This is a genomic window from Mastigocoleus testarum BC008 (assembly GCF_001456025.1).
GTDB lineage: Bacteria > Cyanobacteriota > Cyanobacteriia > Cyanobacteriales > Nostocaceae > Mastigocoleus > Mastigocoleus testarum.
In genome coordinates this window covers 1-17,860 of record NZ_LMTZ01000027.1, presented here as the reverse complement: position 1 = coordinate 17,860, position 17,860 = coordinate 1, and the positions used below count along the sequence as shown (strand labels likewise).

The window sequence follows — 17,860 nt, the reverse complement described above, 5'->3', positions numbered from 1 at the left end:
GTCGCAATCAGCTGATTTGCGTAATCGTTATTTTTCTAGAATATTCTGTTACATCGGTTACTTTTTATTAAAAAAATTAGTATATTTAATTACTTTTTTCGTAATTTTTTTATAATCAAATCATTGAATTCTTTGCTTGGGCAAAGTTTGTTGCCATGAAAACTAACGACTTAAATCACTCTAATAATTTTGATTTGGTGTCGAGAGAAGTCTCGGTTAGCCAATACAAACAATCTTCCACCCAAGTAGTTGTTGGGGTCGTTTTGACTTCTTTCGTATTGGCTTTAATCCCGATTGTTTATGGCTTTAGTTTGACATCTTCATCAACTCAGAAGACTGTAATAGTTCCTGGTGAGGCAACTCTGTGGTCTCCTCTGGGAGAGCGCTAACGGCTAAGATTTGGACGGCGCAAGCTTTTAACTCAGGCTGCAAAGAGGTCGGACAAGCCTCATGGTGGGTCAGCAGGTTAGCTTCAGCATCATTAGACCATAAAGCACCCCAGTGCATGGGGACAAAAACAGTGTGAGGAGCAATTGCTTTAGTTATTTTTGCTGGAAAACGAGCTTTTCCTCGACGCGATCGCAATTCAACTAAATCTCCTTCTGCAATTTTTAATTTGGCAGCATCGCGGGGATGAATTTCCATAAAAGGATGGGGATGCATCTTAACTATTTTCTCTATCCTTCCCGTGCGGGTTTGGGTATGCCAATGACCGTAAAGACGCCCAACTGTAAGCACGAAAGGATACTCGTTATTTGGTGGTTCGGCCAAGCCTTTAGAGTGATAAGCTGCGAAAATAGCCCTTCCATCATTAGTCTTAAAACGTAGGTTTGTATATAGACGTTTTCCTATATGTGTGATATTTTTATCTTTATCTCGATGACTGAAGAGAAATGAGAAGATTCCCATTCTGGATGTAGACTCATCTTCTTGTAGCAAAGCAGTATCTGGGCAAGGCCATTGTATTGGACCAAATTCGGCCAATTTTTCATGACTGATTCCGGTCATGTCACATAAACGCCCACGAGTTATCTGTGTAAACTCGGTGTGAACTGCAGTAGCATTAGCAAAGTTAAATTCTCTGGTAAAACCGAGACGACGTCCTACTTCGGCAAATATTTCCCAATCTGGACGAGCTTCCCCTGGAGGGGACCGAAACTGGGGACAAAAAGTCACTACTCGTTCTGAGTTGGTCATAGTGCCAGTTTTTTCACCCCACTGAGCAGCAGGTAGGAGAATATGGGCGTATGCGGAAGTTTCTGTGGGATAATAGGCGTCTTGATAAACCGTGAAGGGAGATTTTAATAAAGCTGCTTTGGTTCTTACTAGATCTGGCATACTAACAGCAGGATTTGTTGCAGCAATCCATAACAAACCAACTTCACCCGTTTCCAAACCAACTATTTGGTTCCAAGCATCTCGACCGGGAATCGGGGAAATTTGTCCTGGATTTAATCCCCAAAATTGCTCGATTTCTGCTCGGTGTTGGGGATTTTTTACCGTTCGGTATCCAGGAAGAATATGAGCCAAACCGCCAGCTTCCCTTCCTCCCATGGCGTTTGGTTGACCGGTTAAAGAAAAAGGTCCGGTACCGGGTTTACCAACATTTCCAGTCATTAAATGCAAGTTAATTAAAGTTCTTACCTTTGCTGTCCCCTCGGAAGATTGATTCATTCCCATAGACCATAAAGATAATACTCGCTCCGAATCAGCCCAATAACGAGCAGCTTGTTCAAGATGATCGATTCGGATCCCACATCGACGAGCAACTGTTTCCGGTGGATAGTGGCGAATAACTTCTGCGTAGGCAGGAAAACCTTTGGTACACTCATCCATGAATAAGGTATCGATCGCATTCCATCGCATCAATAAATGGGCAATACCATTGAGTAGATCGATATCTGTACCGGGTTTGATTGCTAAATGTAAATCTGCAACTTCGGCTGTTTTTGTACATCGGGGATCGACCACAATCATTTTCACATGCTGATGCTTTTTGTGATACTTCCGCAAGCGGTTAAAAACAATTGGATGACATTCAGCGGTGTTAGTACCAATTAAAAAAGCACAATCAGTTAATTCTAAATCTTCATAGCAACAGGGTGGTCCATCAGAACCAAAACTTTGCATATATCCCGCAACAGCTGAAGACATGCACAGACGGGAATTTGCATCAAAATTATTTATTCCAAGACAGCCTTTAAGGAGTTTTTGAGCAATGTAGTAATCCTCAGTTTGGAACTGACCGGAACCATACATGCAGATTCCATCCGCACCATAGTTTTGACGTACGAACTGAATGCGATCAACAATTTTATTAAATGCTTCATCCCAGCTTACCCTACGAAAAGGTTCTGATAAAGAATCCCTGATCATTGGGTATTTGAGACGACTTTTATCTATAGATTCGGTAATAGTTGCACCCTTAACACAAACCATCCCCTGACTAGAAGGATGGCTTTTATCTCCGATTGTTTTCCAAATTGGGTTCCCTTCACCATCTCTATGGGTCGAACGACCTGTTCCAGCAGGAGGAGAAACTGTTAAACCACAGCCAACACCACAGTAAGGACAAACGGTTTTAATAGACTCGGACATAATGTCAATTATCTTTGATATTAAAGATTTGTATTAACTTGCGATTATTTATGTGCTTAGTTATTTTTGCCTTAATGTATTAAATGCTATTATGTTATTTTTTATATCAGAAAATGTAGAATGATTCTCAACTATATGCTTTTATCGAAAGGCAATATCAAAATATTTATCTGCAATAAACCCGGCTATTGAAATAACCGGGTCTACTGACTGCGATTTAGATAATATCGTTGGGGTTCATGCCTACGGGAATTTCAGATCCTTGATTTAAACCAGACTCATCTTCTTCACCTTCATGGTGTTCAGCAAAAGAGCCTTTGGGTTCTTTGAGTAAGAACCAGCACATGAAAGCAACTATTAGAGCTGCAACTCCCATCATTTGAAAAAAGACCGTATTGGACTGAGCAATAACTGCTGCGGTTTGCTCACCACCACCGCTCAACCATTCCGGTAATAAGCTAAAGATAGTTAGATAAGCCACGGCACCAACGTTACCATAAGCACCAACATTACCAGCTATTTGCCCAGTAACCCGACGCTTGACCAATGGAACAATAGCAAAAGTAGAACCTTCTCCAGCTTGCACAAAGAAGGAACAAGCCATGGTCAGCAAAATAGCTAGTGGTAACCACCAACCATCATTAACTCCTCCCATCATTAAATAACCTATACCCATCCCAGCCGTTAGGATAGCCATAGTATTTTTGCGGCTACCCAACCTGTCAGAAATAAAACCGCCACCAGGACGAGACGCTAAGTTCATGAATGCATAGCTAGCAGCAATCATTCCCGCCAAAGCCTTGTTTAAAGCAAATGTTCCCTCATAAAATGCTGGGAGCATAGAAACTACAGCTAATTCCGAACCAAAGTTCACAACATAAGTTAACTCGAGAATTGCCACTTGAGAAAAACTATAACGGTCTTTGGGGGGATATTTTTTCCTACCCGAGAGCAAGTCTTTGTTAACAACCAAACAGTTATAAGCTTGGAACAAATATAAGGCAGCTAGTCCAGCCCAGACAAGGTAGAGAGTATTATCACCGTATAAACCAACCTTTTTCAAGCGCCAAGCAAGAACTCCCAAAATTCCTGATAAGGGTAGGTTCATTAACATCAAGAACCAGAAATCACCAACACTGGTAACTTCTAAACCTCGGGCGCTTTTGGGTTTTTGGTAAACTTTTCCAGGAGGATGATCTTGGACATTAAAGAAATAAAGAATACCGTAGAGGGCTGCAACTACACCACTTCCCGCAATACATAACCGCCAGTTAAGTAAAGCCTCTCCTGTTTGTGGGTTAAGAGCTCCAAAAGCTAACCACGCACCAATTGTAGGTAAAGTTAATGCGGCACCTGCAGAACCAAAATTACCCCAACCTCCGTATATTCCCTCAGCTAAACCAATCTCTTTTGGAGGAAACCATTCTGCAACCATGCGGATACCAATTACAAAACCCGCACCTACAATACTTAATGCTAAACGGCTAATTACTAACTGGGTAAAGTTTTGGGCGCTAGCAAAAGTAATACAAGGAATTGCTGCATAAATTAGCAATAGGGAGTAGGTAATTCTCGGACCGAATCTATCCAATAACATCCCGATGATAATTCGGGCTGGAACTGTCAAAGCAACGTTACAAATAGCTAAGGTTCTAATCTGACTAACTTCTAAACCAAAGTCTGCTTTTACCTGTGTTGCTAAGGGTGCAAGGTTAAACCAAACAAAGAACGAGAGAAAAAAGGCAAACCAAGTCATGTGCAGGATTTTATACCTGCCACGGAAAGATAAAAGTTCTGTAAGCATCTCTATTTTTGTATTTCTCTAGCTAAAACAACGCTGTTAAAAAAAAACCAAACGCAAGTGAATCTACACTGAATATTGAGAGAAAACTGGCTTTCTGAGTTTTTGAGCTTTTGAATTTATGAGAAAAATTTCTAGTAAAAATGGTAAATATAAGCACCCGTAGTAGTTAAGCCCTCTGGAAGATTAGATTTAAGAAGACCAAATCTAGGAAGATTAAATTTGATTTTCTTAAATTCGAGACTCTTAAACTTGAGAAGACTAATTCTGTTTTGGTTGAGCACCAAAATCCTTTGTCAAGATATTTCGTAATACTGGTAGTAAATCTTCGCAGGGGATACCTTTTTGGACGCAAGTTCCTAAACGAGCATCTTTACCTACTTTACCCCCCATATATAGGTCTACCCCTTCAACGGTTTTCCCGTCTTTACGGACTTTGGTTCCCATCAGACCAATATCTGCTACCTGGGGTTGACCGCAGGAATTAGGACAACCAGTCCAGTGAATTCTCACATCTTCAGGTATGTCTAATTCTCTATCTAATTCTTTAGCGATAGCTAAAGCTCGGCTTTTGGTCTCAACCAAGGCAAATTTACAAAACTGTGCCCCGGTGCAGGATACTAATTTTCTTTCCAAAGGTTTGGGATTGATAGTAAACTTTTGCAGCAGTGGTTCGCTGAGGAAAAGATCCAGGTTCTCTTGAGAAATGTTGGGAATAATAGCATTCTGTTCTACTGTCAAACGAATTTCTCCGCTACCATAAACCTCCGCCAGACGCGCCAAGTCAAACATACTTTGAGCGTCGAGTCTTCCCACAGGAATGTGTAAACCAGCATAGTTCAAGTTAGGTTGCTTTTGCACGAACACGCCGATACAATCACGCTTTTCCCAATCAATTTCATCTTTTTCTGCAGCGGTAGCGAGAGAACGAGCCATTTTCTCCTCAACTGTTTCTCGAAACTTTTCGATCCCCAACTCATCAATTAACCACATCAATCGTGATTTTTGTCGGTTAGCGCGCAAGCCGAGATCGCGGTAAACACTTAATATTGCCCAACATAGATCTACAACATCCTCATTGGGAGGAACCCACACATCTAAAGGTACAGCCGCAGCGCAACGCTTGGCGGAAAAGAAACCACCAACCAAAACGTTAAAACCTAAATTTCCTTCCTTATAAGCCGGAACAAATGCTATGTCATTAATTTCAGCATGGACAGAGTTATCTCTTCCCCCCTCTATTGCAATATTAAATTTACGTGGCAAATTGGTAAATGCATAATTACCTTCACCTTTGTTGGTAATCATATCTTGTACTCGCTGAACTAAATCGCGAGTATCAATTAATTCGTCCCCATCCAATCCAGCGACTGGAGATCCAGTTATATTCCGTACGTTATCCATTCCAGACTGCATAGATGTCATCCCTACAGCTTTGAGACGACGGAAAATATCTGGTATATCTTCGAGACGAATACCCCTTAATTGAATATTTTGCCTTGTAGTTATATCAGCACTACCATCAGCACCATAACGCTGAACGATTGTTGCAAGGCTCTTTAACTGCGAACTCGTAAGAATACCGTTTGGTGTTCGCATTCGTAACATAAATTTACCAGGAGTCACAGGGCGGTAGAAAATACCTACCCACTTCAAACGATGCTCCAGATCGCCTTTGTCCATCGCCTCCCAACCGATTTGGGCAAAATGTTCTAGTTCATCTTTAACTGCAAGCCCATCTTTCTCAGCTTTGATTTTTTCAAACTTGTTGAGAGTAGCTGCTGCTTTTTCTGGTTTAGTAGAAGGCACTTGTGACTCCTTAAAAAATTTTTATTTATGTTACAATTAAAACCCTTACAAAAAATAATTTAAATAGCAGAAATATTTCTTGTATCAACCTAATTGCTTGATGTCTCAACCTTTATCAAGTTAAATTGATATATTTTGAAATAAAACAAATACTTGTTACAACATTTTTATTTAGTTTTAATTTTTACTTTATTTCAATTATTTAACCGGTTATCATGTCTTGATTTTGTGTATTTAGTTACCGTTTTTTATTTTTATTGAAAGAAAATGTCCCAAAAGGTAGATGTAAATGTTGTAATCTTAAAATATACGGAAGATTTTTTATATTTGTAAACTGTATTACCAAATATCAAAAATTTAGTTATATCTCGTCAAGTAAATGCTGTAAATTTGGTGATTGTAATTTAGAAATCGTAAATTTAGCGATTAATTTGATTGGCTTATCATTACTTGGAATGCAGTATCGAGGTAGGAATTATTCCTGGATATAATATGCACGAAACCTTAAAAAGTTTACATACTGCCGCGACGGAAGCAAATTGGTCGTTAGTTAATCGATATTTGCAACGAATTGTGTCGAGTTACAAAGGTAGTAATCGGCAAACTAACAAGGATAACCTGGGGCATGAGCTAGAATTCGAACAGATATTGGATTTCGCATTGCAAGTTTTGCGCTTTGGAGATTTTCAGGAACGTTGGGAAGTTGCAAAAATATTTCCTGTATTCGGTGATAGAGTAGTTCCTTGCCTACTAAATATTCTCGAAAATGAAGGAGAAGATTTAGAAAGTCGTTGGTTTGCAATTAGGATTTTAGGAAAATTCGATCAACCTGCAGTCATTATATCCTTAGCAAAGGTCCTCAGGGATACTGAAGAAGAAGATTTATGTGCAATTGCGGCGACAGCATTAGCAAATATTGGTACTCCTGCGATCAAAGTATTAAGTGAATTACTTCAAGATGAAAAAGCGCGATTATTAGCAGTTCAATCCCTAGCAATCATTCGCCGTGTAGAAATTATTGATCCCTTAAGAAGTGTAGTTACGGATGGAAATCCAGAAGTCCGCGCCACAAGTCTGGAAGCACTTGGTAGTTTTCACAATCTAGAACTTATTCCCCTATTTATTGCAGGATTAAAAGATGTGTCTGCATTAGTTCGTAAAGAAGCGGTAGTTGCTTTGGGTATGTGTAGTGAATTCAAAGCAGATTTTGATATTGTCAGCTATCTTCAACCTTTACTTCACGACCTCGATCCCCAAGTATGTCAGCAAGCAGTTTTAGCTTTGGGACGTATGGAAGATGAACAAGCCACTGAAGCATTATTTTTAGTTTTGATGTCTGCGCTTACTCCTACTTGGCTACAAGAAGAAGTTGTTCGAGTTTTAAACTGGGGAAATCGACCTCAGTCTTTAGCTTATTTAGAAAAAGCTCTTTACTCCAGTCAGGCTAGTCTCTGTAAGGAAATTATTACAGTTTTAGGACGTCAAGATTCATCAGAGAAGTGCTCTGAAGCAACTCAGATTTTAATTGATTTTTTTAATTCAAAACAAGATTTAGTAAGTCAATCTCCAATCAAACAAGCAATTGCAGTATCTTTAGGAGAGTTAGGAAATCCTAGCGCTATCAGTATTTTACAAACACTCACTTCAGATAAGGATTCTCGGGTAAAATTACATGCGATCGCATCTTTGAAAAAAATACCCCAAAATTAACTGAATGTTTATGTACTAGTTTTTACGAGTTATTTACACATAAGAATTGCTAATCTCGATACCACTATTTTTGAAAAACGCACAATTTGTCTGGGAAATGAATAATGAAGAGATTTTTTGTCAAATTTGAAGAATTATTATCTTTTCAGCTTCTCAGTGATGATTCATTTTATGATTTTCGGAGTGTATAATCATTCACATTAATAATGATGAAAAGATTGAGCGTAGGTTTAGCTTTGGGTGTCATAATTCTACCTAGCTTGGTCCTATTTGCACAGAGTCCTGCAATAGCTCAGTCCCGATCTGACAGGGAGTACTATTGTGATAGTCGGGCTCGCGATCGTGCTCGTCGTAAAACTCGTGGCGGTACATTAAAAGGTGCTGCTCGAGGTGCTGCGGCTGGTGCTGTCATCGGTTTGATTGCAGGTAAGCGTAAGGTAGGAAGAGGAGCCGCAATCGGGGGAGTTGTTGGAGCGATTGGTGGTACTATTGGTCGTGACAAAAAACGAAGACGGATTTACAGGCGCGAGTATGATAGGTGCATGCGCCTCGAACGATAAGTCAGTGGATACCTCCCTGTAATTATCGGTAGTTATAATTGGGTCATACAAATTTTGACTTCGAGCAGTTAGGTAATTAATATTAATTTTCTTGAGAATATATTTAGAATAGGTAAAATCATGAAAAGATTTATCTGGATACTTCTATTTGGGGTAATTGCCTTTGGTAACCTCAGTATACCTGCTCAGGCACAATCTTCGCCAAATACAAATAAACTGGCACAATCCTCACCAAACGCAAATGAAGATGATTCTGTCGATTTAAAAGCACTCACTTGCAGACAACTACTTTTGACTGATGGTGAAGAAAGATCGAACCTAATGATTTTCATGCATGGTTTTATGAGTGGTAAAAAAAATAATCTGACGATCGATGCTCCAGCACTTACGAAGGTAACAGATAAGATTGTTAATTCCTGTATTGATAGTCCTAACAGCAAATTGCTTGGAGTTTTTGAAAAGAATCGTTAATCGTTAGTTGTTACTTTATTGCTAGTGGTTTGTCCCATTAGTTTTGATTGGTTGTAGAGACGTACCAAAGCCTTCGGTTCAGCGTCGGCGGATCTGTAGGTGACGTAGTCATAGTCTCTGGTAAGTCTCTATGGGGATTTTGACACAAACCAACCTGTCATATTTAATGGGACAGACCACTAGTGCTATGGCGTTTCTATAAATATCCTAAAATTAGCGATGTCATTGATGTTTTATTTAGCAGCAGTATCACCACAATTACAATCATTCTCAGCCCCAAACTCTTGTAACTCCACTAAAATATCTTCAAGACGAGCTGTAGATGTTTTCACAATCCCTTTATCTTGAAAATTCTTAGCAGTTCTCACCAAGTTCAGTCCTTCAACGATGACTCTTTGTGTGGGATAATTTTGTAAAAATTCTAAAATCGAAATTTTGTTATCATCTGCAGCAGATAATATTAAGGCAGAACGTAATGCTTGAATATTTGCCTGTCTGGAAGGAGTATGAATTACTTGACCCACCTGAAATAAAATATACTCACCGATTAGGTTGTTTAAGATACCGTCGAGAAATTTCATACTCACTGTCGATTCCGTTGTCAGGATATCGCGAAAATCTTCAGGTTTTAATCGAAGAAGACTAAAGTATGTATTCCAGCCTCTAGGAATTTCTCCAGTTTGAGCAAAACTTGTCAAATCGCGAATATCAAGGGATTCTTGCATTAGACCAAGAGCGAAGACAACTTTCTTTCCTGTTTGTGGTCTGTTTTGAGCCAAATTATATTGATTTTTATCTTCTGATATTGGATTTTGTGATATTTGAGCTTCTGACTTGACTCCTATGTTAGGGATTGTCTGATATTGGTCAACTGCTGAAGCTAATATCAAGTTATTCTCTGACTTTTGTTTGGAGCAACTATCAGGGTATATCTGCAATTGTTTGTTATTTTGATTAACAAAGTTTTCAGAAAAGCTTTCAGATACAGGTTGTAGGGTTTGAGAATCTTTTATTTGCGATCGTGTGGTGGGATTATCGCAATTACAAATTAATTCCTGTCGCAATGGACCAAATGCTGTCAAAAACGTATCCAATCGCTCCATAAATAACTTGACATCACGGTGAACTACATTCAAGTTTTTGAGGTTAACTCTTACTTGTCGTTCAGGATAGCGTTTAGCTAGTTCTATAAATGACATATCATTATCTAAATATGCCTCATATAAAGCTCTTGCTAAAGGTCCAGCAAGTCCTTTATCTTCTCTACCTAATGGGTCACCCACAAGTTTATTTACTTGGAGCAAAAGAAATTCAATCTCTTGTTGACTCAGTTTTACCCCGGTATCGGGAATTGAGCCCGCCAGTAAAGTTGATACTTCGTTCCCAGTGAGAGGAATATTTTGGAAAAATCTCTCTAACTGTTGGGAAGTTTTACCGGTCTTGGAAAATTTCTCCAGTTGCCTATAAGGTACCACAGTGCGCTTAGTGTCATATTCCAAAATTACGCTTTTAGCAGCGTATGCGGATTCTACTGGAGCTAATACAAAAAAACTAACGCACAGACTCAGTGACAGAATCCGAGTAAAAAACTTGAGCTTGGGACATTTTTCATTGAATGTAGCAAGAAAATTCCCAAATTTTAATTTGAATGCCATTTTATTTAAGAGTTTCTTTAAGAATTAACGGTTAACAGTAAACAGCTAACTCTTTTGAGAGCTAACTGTTTGCTGATTTAGTTAAGATATTGAAGAAGCAGGACAAGATTGAGCATTAGGTAAACCAAGCATTTCGCCCAAAGAAAAACAAGTAAATGGATTATCAGGAATGGGAACTTTACCCGCTGCAATCCAAAATAGTAAACGTTCTGGGTCGAAAACTGCTTGTCGCAATGAACCATTACCACCAATACTTGCATTGTCATCAAATAAAGATTTGGGACTTGGTTCTTTTGTTTGGGGATTGGTGCGATCGCGCAGGACTTGCTTAACTATTACTTGTGGATTAAGTTTGCCATAAAGTGATTCTGGGCTATCTTTATCTAACAATTGCTCAAATCGCTGATATCGTAATAGGGTTGAATCTGTCGGTGGTGTATCTTTACCCTTTGCTTCTGGTGAAAGGAAATGGTTGGTCATATAGATTGCACCATTTTTTTCCATTTCACGCACGCCCATATCCTCATAGAGTAATTCAAATACCCCAGCTTTACGAGATTTACCATCTGTAATAATGATTAAGTTTGCCATCAGACGATTTTGGCTAGCCATGATGTCACGAGCTTCTTGGTAGTTATGGGCTCTTTTCATCACTTGAGACATTAGCTGTACGTTACTTCTACCATCTGTGGGCATTTCCTCAATATCTTTTGGATGTGCTGTATCCAACGAAATGGAAATACCTTCAGCATTTAAACCCGAATTTGGCCAAACCATCCCCGGAACTGAAATAATGGCATGGGGGATACCTTTATTCGGCTGTCGTATAAAAACTGTAGTGTTATCTACCCAGTATTTAATCGGTTCTTTTTGATTGTCTAGGGTACGACCATGATAAAGATGACCGTCAGTAGTTCCATCACCTGCAACAGCAAAGTTCGCGCAGCCTTCATGAAATAATATTTTTGGCAGATTATAACCAAATATTTCCTTGTATACGTCACCGAAGGCTAGAACCATGCAAGCATCCATGGTCATCCCAATATCACTAGTTGCATCAACTAAACCCTGACATTCTTGGTAAATTCCAGGAAAAGAATTGCGTCTAGCCAGTTTTGACATTAACATCAGTTTGCCGAAGAAACTTAATGTATTAAAAATTTCCCGACCACCAAGGGAAGCAATTTCTTTATGTAATAATTGTCCGTGCTGATAGCCCATTTCGTAGGGTGTACCTTGCAACCAGACGACTTTGATTGGACCTCTGTCTTCCCGGTGAGGTGCGACTGGTTTCCATTCTCCCTCAGATGGTTGCCATTCTGTTATTTGAGGTAGCCCTTCAAGAGACGGAAGTGGTTGAATATTTTGATTTTGAGTTGGAGTCGATTGAGGAAAAACTGGCGAAGCCTGCCAATTCAAAACTATGACTAAACACAAAGTAAAGATTAGTATTAATCCATTTTTCAACCAGTTGTACATTCCTAATCCTCATATATAAATTCCACACAAAAATACAGTCAATTTGATCTCTTTGGGTTATTTGTGATAAAAAAGCTGAATATCAAATTAAAAAAATTTCTAATCATTAAATAAAATAATGTGTTTGGATTTTATATATGTTTAACAGTTTTATTAATTATGCTTAAATCAAACAAAGAACTTCATCAAGTAAACAAGAGTATAAAAATGTACAAAATCAGTGGTTTAGCAATAAGATAAATCCTGTATGTAGTCAAATGAATAATCATATAAAATTTAATATCTTATTTACAAATTTATATTCTCAAAAATACATCTTAAATAAGATTAAGATTTTGTCTCCGAGTATTTAAACTTAATTAAAAGTAGGTTTTAATTCATTATTTTAACTTTTAATTTACCATTAATGAAGTATTTTTATTGCAATCTAATTGTTTTTTCTAGTTATAATAATCCAATTTACTATTTATAGGTAAATAATTATGACTTTTGAAACATCCTCTTAAGATTTCCTAAATTTACTTGTAAATTGGAAAATCCAATTTTATTTTCCTCTTTTCAAGGAGGTTTGGAGTATCAAAAACCAATTTTTTTTAATTAGTAACTAAAATTAATAGTTATTTTGTATTCTTAATCTTATTTAATAAAGATTATTTTTCAAATAGTATTTTTTAAATTAAACTTGAGAATCAAATACTAACTTGTAACTTTTTAAGTTTAATTGTAGCAAAATTAAAAACATAAAAAATAATTAATATATTTGTGTATTTTTGCAATAGTTAATATATATTCACTGTAATTAATGATTCTCAATATTGACGCGGTGTATTATCCTTGAATAAACAAAAATAAAACATTACGTTTGCCGCTATACAAGCATTAATTAGTGTTTTAGTATTGGCTATGAAACCTGTTTTAAATTTTAAGGAATCATCCCAGAAAAAGTACACTCAACTGTTGGTTATATTAATTGCTAATTTTGTACTTGCCCCTTTTTTGAATGGCGTAATTGGTGAATTCTTCTCTTCCGCGCTTTTACTATATGCCATTATTATCATTGTGAGAACTTTTTCCCTTCATAAAAAAATCTTCCTGCTCTATCTTATTATCGCAGTATTAGCATTTGCCTTAGAGAATGCTGCTAATTTTGGCTTATATAGTTCTAAAACAACTTTTTTTCTAATTTTAATTCAAGGTATCTATACACTTTACTTGGGTATAGCAGCATACTTAATATTACGAGATATTTTACTACGTAGTGAAGTTACAAAAGATACTATTTATGGAGGTATTTGTGTTTATCTTTTGATTGGTTTTGTTTGGGCTTTATTTTACGGTATTGTTTTGAGTTTAGAACCTCAGGCTTTTTCTCATATAAATATTGAAGCAGGACTTTACGATAAATTAATTTATTTTAGTTTTACTACTTTAACTACCCTTGGTTATGGAGATATTATTCCTGTAACTCACGTGGCTAAAATGCTGACTAATATGGAAGCCATAATCGGACAATTATACCCCTCAATTCTAATTGCGATCTTGGTCAGTGGTTATACTTCTAGAAAAAACTGAGTAGGGGATAATTAAACGGTAGTATTTTGACCTTCTGCACTCGTTTATGCAGCTTCATATCAAATGAATTTGGCACAAAAGAGTATAAGAAAATACTCTTTAGGTAGATTTACAATATTTATTAATCAAGGTAGATTTGGTATAAAAAGTTCATCATTGACAACAAATATATAAAATTACCCACGTGATTTTGTTTTTGAATTTATGGAATTTATGAAAGACAAATTGATGAAAGGTGGGCTTTTTAGCCTTTGTGTATTTTATTTATATCCAGGATTAGAGCAAATTCACATTCCTTATGGTATCAAGCAGTCACTGTTTTTATTGCTACTGAGTAGCATCGGAATGTTTCTTTCGGGTAATTTTATTGAGGGTGAAGCGAAACTTCTATTTCAAAATAAATCATTTCTTACAATAGCCTTGACTATAGGATCCTCTGGACCAGAAATCATGACCTGTATTATTTCTGGTCTTAAAAATGAAAGTCATATTGGTTTGGGTATGGTTATAGGATCGGCATCTGTTAATGCAGCTTATGCCTTCACTATGCTAATTATTGCATGGAATGTATTGAGAAAAAAAGACGAAAAGCTCTTTATCGATCCAAGTCAACAATCAGTACAATCTCGCCTGTATCTTTGCTTATTCATGCTGGGATTGGCGCTAACAACTTTCTTAACATTATTTGCAATCGAAAAAAATAACTGGTTAATTTTTCTGCTAATAACTATTAGTGAGCTTTTTCTGGTTTATAGAATATATAATTGGAGTTCTTTACCTCCCATAAATAAATATGGGGATGATGCTTTACTGGATGAAGATGATGAAAATATGAATCAATCATTGAGGTATTTTTCCCCTCAATGGTTTTTTTCTTTAACGATTTTTTGTACAGCTTTTGTGTTACTCATCTTGAGTTCAGAAAGCATGGTAGAAAACTTAAAGTTTTTTGCTATTGCGATAAAAGTTCCTGAATTCTTAGTGTCATATATCCTTGGTGCTTTTGGTAGTAGTGTTCCAGAATTTATCTTAGGGTGGATTATTGTGAGAGAAGCAATTACTAACATTCAAGAGTTTCCAAAAAAAGGGAGTGCACAACTGCGAATAGCCATTTACGGAATTTTTGTTTTATCCTTTGGTTCCAATGCCGTGGACCTATCAGCCGCATTAGCTGTGCAAACCATATCTACAACTATTCAAACATTTAGCAGTACAATTATTATGAATGTAGATATTATTTTAGGTTGTGTAGTTGCAAGCATCCTGACTATAATTGCGGCGGTAGTTTTAAGCATTCCAAAAAAAGAAAAATTAATTGTTGTTCTTTCTTCTTCTGCAGTCAGCTTGTATATTATCTCTTCATTTTTTAGCTTTTTTTAGTTTGAAATATTTTTTCAGATACCTCCGTAGGCTTGTGGAACACAGTGGAAGTAATTCCGATATACTGTTGCGTTAGCAGTTAGGGAACACAGCATATTGTGATACCAATTTGGAAAAATAATGGGACAGATAGATTTTGTAGAGACCTTGCAGAGCCTGCGGCGTCGGCGTTAGCCTCTGCAATGTCTCTACCGGAGAATCTGTTGCAATGATTTATTGAATTGGTATAAGTATTGCGTGTCTGATAGAAAACATATGCTTCCCTACGATCGCAATGACGGTCATTTAAACGTATATGGTATACGTTCTAAAAATTTTAATTTTTGATTATTATAAGTTCGGTTAAACTATATTTTTTTCTCCATCAAAACTACACAAGAGCGCGCCGTAACTGGATAAAAATTTTCTTCGCAAATTTTTACAGCCGCTTCCAAATCAGAAAAATCATCTGGTGTAGATAAAGCAGTATCAACAATTCGATGCCAATAGTTTCCTAACTCTAAAGGAGGTAATTCAAAATTAAGCGATTCCCAATAAGCATTGAGCATAATATGGAGGTGTTCACCCATTCCTGGGTGATTTAGGGAAAAAGCAAGAGTATGAGAATCCTCTCCCCGATCAGGTTGACCTAAATATACTCCATGCCAAACTAGATGTGGTTCAAGGCTTGCATGGGTAACTTCTAAAAACTTTTCTTGACGAAAAATTGCTAGTCCTTGGATGAAGTGAATTAACTTTTTTACAAAACTTAGCAAATCATGGTGTTTGCTTACTAAACTCCAGTCAAACCAGCTTAATTGATTATCCTGACAGTAAGCATTGTTGTTTCCTAGTTGGGTACGCCTCACCTCATCTCCCATCAGAAGCATAGGAGTTCCCTGAGAGATAAACAAAATAGTAAAGAAATTTTTAATTTGCTGCGATCGCAATTGTTCTATTTCCAGGTCTTCGGTTACTCCTTCTAGCCCACAATTCCAACTAAAGTTATCATTAGTACCATCACAATTTTCTTCTCCGTTAGCTAGATTATGTTTACGATTGTAGGAAACTAGGTCGTTAAGAGTAAAACCATCGTGACAAGTGATAAAGTTAACGCTACGATTAATATCGGTATCTAAGCGCGAGTAGATATCGGGACTTGCTAAAATTCTAGCTGCTAAAGCATTAATCGAGGCGCGATCGCTTTTAACAAAACGGCGGACATCGTCCCGGAATGGACCATTCCACTCAGCAAACCAATCAGCCAATTCGACAAATTTACCGACGCCATATAATCCCGCTGCATCCCAAGCTTCAGCAATTAATTTTGTTCCAGCTAAAATCGGATCGGATTCAATTGCAGAGATAATATTTGTGGTTCCTGCTTCTTCCTTTATCGGTTCTCCAAAAATATTTCTTCCCAAAACTGTAGCTAGATCGAAACGAAAGCCATCGACGTGCATCTCTGAAACCCAGTAGCGCAAAGAATCCAGAATCAATCTACTGACGATGGGATGATTACCTTTAAAAGTATTGCCGCAACCGCTATAGTTTTTGTAATGAGCTGGATTTTCATCCAAAATGTAGTAAGTTTGATTATCTAAGCCTCGAAATGAAAGAGTTGGACCTTGCTCATTACCTTCTGCAGTATGGTTGAAGACAACATCCAAAATTACCTCAATTCCTTCGCGATGTAAGGCTTTAACCAAATCCCGGAACTCATCTACAGCGCCAAGAGAATCGCGCCGCGAACTATAACCTCTATGGGGAGCAAAAAAGTTAATTGTGCTGTAACCCCAGTAGTTTTTTAATCCGGGAGGTACATCCTGAGCATCAAACTGATGGATCGGTAGTAATTCTACCGCGGTAATTCCCAATTCTTTGAGATAGGGGATTTTTTCAATTAAGCCAGCATAGGTTCCTCGTTTAGACTCCGATACACCAGAGTTAGGATGGCGAGTAAAACCGCCCACATGTAACTCATAAATTACACTGCAGGCGTAGGGAATTCTCGGATGTAGATCGCCTTCCCAGTTATAGGTACTGGGGTCTAATACCACTCCTTTGAGGGCTTGAGCACAGTTATCTCCTGAACGAATCGCAGCTTGGCGATTGTAAACCTCCTCTCCCACAATTGTCCGCGCGTAAGGATCTAATAAAACCTTAGTGTTATCAAAGCGATATCCTCTTTCTGGAGCAAACTGTCCACAAGCTCGATAAGCGTATATCTGTCCAGATTTAATTCCTGGAATAAATACGTGCCAATAGTAATAAGTCTTATTCAGTATGGGGTCAAGCTTAATTGTTTGAGTTGGTTGAGCAGCGCTAGCAGCATCAAATAACAGCAACTCTATAGCAGAAGCATTTTGGGAAAAGATGCAGAAATTTACCCCATGAGGATAAACAGTAGCCCCCAAAGGGAAACTTTTTCCAGGGAAGGTTTTTAGATTTTCTGCCATTTTAGTTCTATTCCCAATAAGATAAACTTATCTAGTAAGCTTAACTTGATAATACCTTTAATAACAGGCTTTCCCACTGCACAATCTCCTCATTGACACTCCCACCCCTGTCTAAACCGCGCTATCGCTTGGTTTATTCAAAAAGAGGTGGGATTCTCGGTTCAATGTCGCAACTTGCTCAACCAGGTTTTCACCAAGTAGAGTAGTGGTCGCAACTCCCCGAGCGTTACTTTGGGGATGCCCTCCCCTAGCTTGTTTGCGCCCAGTATTCCCATCCGCATTGCGTTCGTCGCAGACGCGTCTCGGTTTAAGCGCAATACCCGTGAATGAAATGCTCAAGCTGCCTTTGGAACAATAATTTCTAAATCTTTTTTCAAATCTCTAATT

Annotated in this window: 12 protein-coding genes; 5 read left to right on the top strand and 7 right to left on the bottom strand. The window is 37.8% G+C overall.

The features are described from left to right. Window positions 1–306: 306 nt before the first annotated feature. From BC008_RS06140 to BC008_RS06130, 3 genes are all read right to left on the bottom strand, one after another. Window positions 307–2,598, bottom strand: coding sequence for a molybdopterin oxidoreductase family protein (locus tag BC008_RS06140; RefSeq protein WP_027844530.1), 2,292 nt, complete (start codon window positions 2,596–2,598; stop codon window positions 307–309). A gap of 217 nt (window positions 2,599–2,815) precedes the next feature. Continuing rightward, on the bottom strand, window positions 2,816–4,402 hold the full coding sequence (locus BC008_RS06135; RefSeq protein ID WP_027844529.1) for an MFS transporter: 1,587 nt from the start codon (window positions 4,400–4,402) through the stop codon (window positions 2,816–2,818). A gap of 258 nt (window positions 4,403–4,660) precedes the next feature. After that, window positions 4,661–6,208 (bottom strand): ferredoxin--nitrite reductase, encoded by a 1,548-nt coding sequence (locus BC008_RS06130; RefSeq protein WP_027844528.1) that lies wholly within the window; start codon window positions 6,206–6,208, stop codon window positions 4,661–4,663. A 435-nt stretch (window positions 6,209–6,643) separates the two neighbouring features. Between BC008_RS06130 and BC008_RS06125 the strand changes: the two genes are divergently transcribed. The 3 genes from BC008_RS06125 (at window position 6,644) to BC008_RS06115 (ending at window position 8,949) form a co-directional block, all read left to right on the top strand. After that, on the top strand, window positions 6,644–7,918 hold the full coding sequence (locus BC008_RS06125; protein WP_153009533.1) for a HEAT repeat domain-containing protein: 1,275 nt from the start codon (window positions 6,644–6,646) through the stop codon (window positions 7,916–7,918). A 206-nt stretch (window positions 7,919–8,124) separates the two neighbouring features. Beyond that, a complete protein-coding gene (locus tag BC008_RS06120; RefSeq protein WP_027844526.1) occupies window positions 8,125–8,478 on the top strand; it encodes a YMGG-like glycine zipper-containing protein in 354 nt (117 codons plus the stop codon). 120 nt (window positions 8,479–8,598) lie between these two features. After that, entirely contained in the window at window positions 8,599–8,949 is a 351-nt protein-coding gene (locus BC008_RS06115) for an HdeA/HdeB family chaperone (protein WP_058183340.1), read from the top strand. Between the two features lie 233 nt (window positions 8,950–9,182). On the opposite strand, the gene BC008_RS06110 is transcribed toward BC008_RS06115, so the two are convergent. Both BC008_RS06110 and BC008_RS06105 read right to left on the bottom strand, forming a co-directional pair. Then, entirely contained in the window at window positions 9,183–10,604 is a 1,422-nt protein-coding gene (locus BC008_RS06110) for an alpha/beta hydrolase (protein ID WP_058183341.1), read from the bottom strand. 81 nt (window positions 10,605–10,685) lie between these two features. Continuing rightward, the gene (locus BC008_RS06105) at window positions 10,686–12,083 is read right to left on the bottom strand and encodes a C45 family autoproteolytic acyltransferase/hydolase (protein WP_027844524.1); all 1,398 of its coding nucleotides are present in this window, start codon (window positions 12,081–12,083) and stop codon (window positions 10,686–10,688) included. A 903-nt stretch (window positions 12,084–12,986) separates the two neighbouring features. On the opposite strand from BC008_RS06105, the gene BC008_RS06100 reads away from it, so the two are divergent. Both BC008_RS06100 and BC008_RS06095 read left to right on the top strand, forming a co-directional pair. Then, the gene (locus BC008_RS06100) at window positions 12,987–13,655 is read left to right on the top strand and encodes a potassium channel family protein (RefSeq protein ID WP_027844523.1); all 669 of its coding nucleotides are present in this window, start codon (window positions 12,987–12,989) and stop codon (window positions 13,653–13,655) included. Window positions 13,656–13,868: 213 nt separating this feature from the next. Beyond that, entirely contained in the window at window positions 13,869–15,035 is a 1,167-nt protein-coding gene (locus tag BC008_RS06095; RefSeq protein WP_161938082.1) for a hypothetical protein, read from the top strand. Window positions 15,036–15,382: 347 nt separating this feature from the next. On the opposite strand, the gene glgX is transcribed toward BC008_RS06095, so the two are convergent. Together glgX and BC008_RS50345 are read right to left on the bottom strand one after the other, a co-directional pair. Continuing rightward, window positions 15,383–17,473, bottom strand: a complete 2,091-nt coding sequence (gene glgX, locus BC008_RS06090) for a glycogen debranching protein GlgX (protein ID WP_027846873.1) — start codon at window positions 17,471–17,473, stop codon at window positions 15,383–15,385. A gap of 111 nt (window positions 17,474–17,584) precedes the next feature. Continuing rightward, a complete protein-coding gene (locus BC008_RS50345) occupies window positions 17,585–17,812 on the bottom strand; it encodes a hypothetical protein (protein ID WP_058183342.1) in 228 nt (75 codons plus the stop codon). Window positions 17,813–17,860 lie beyond the last annotated feature (48 nt).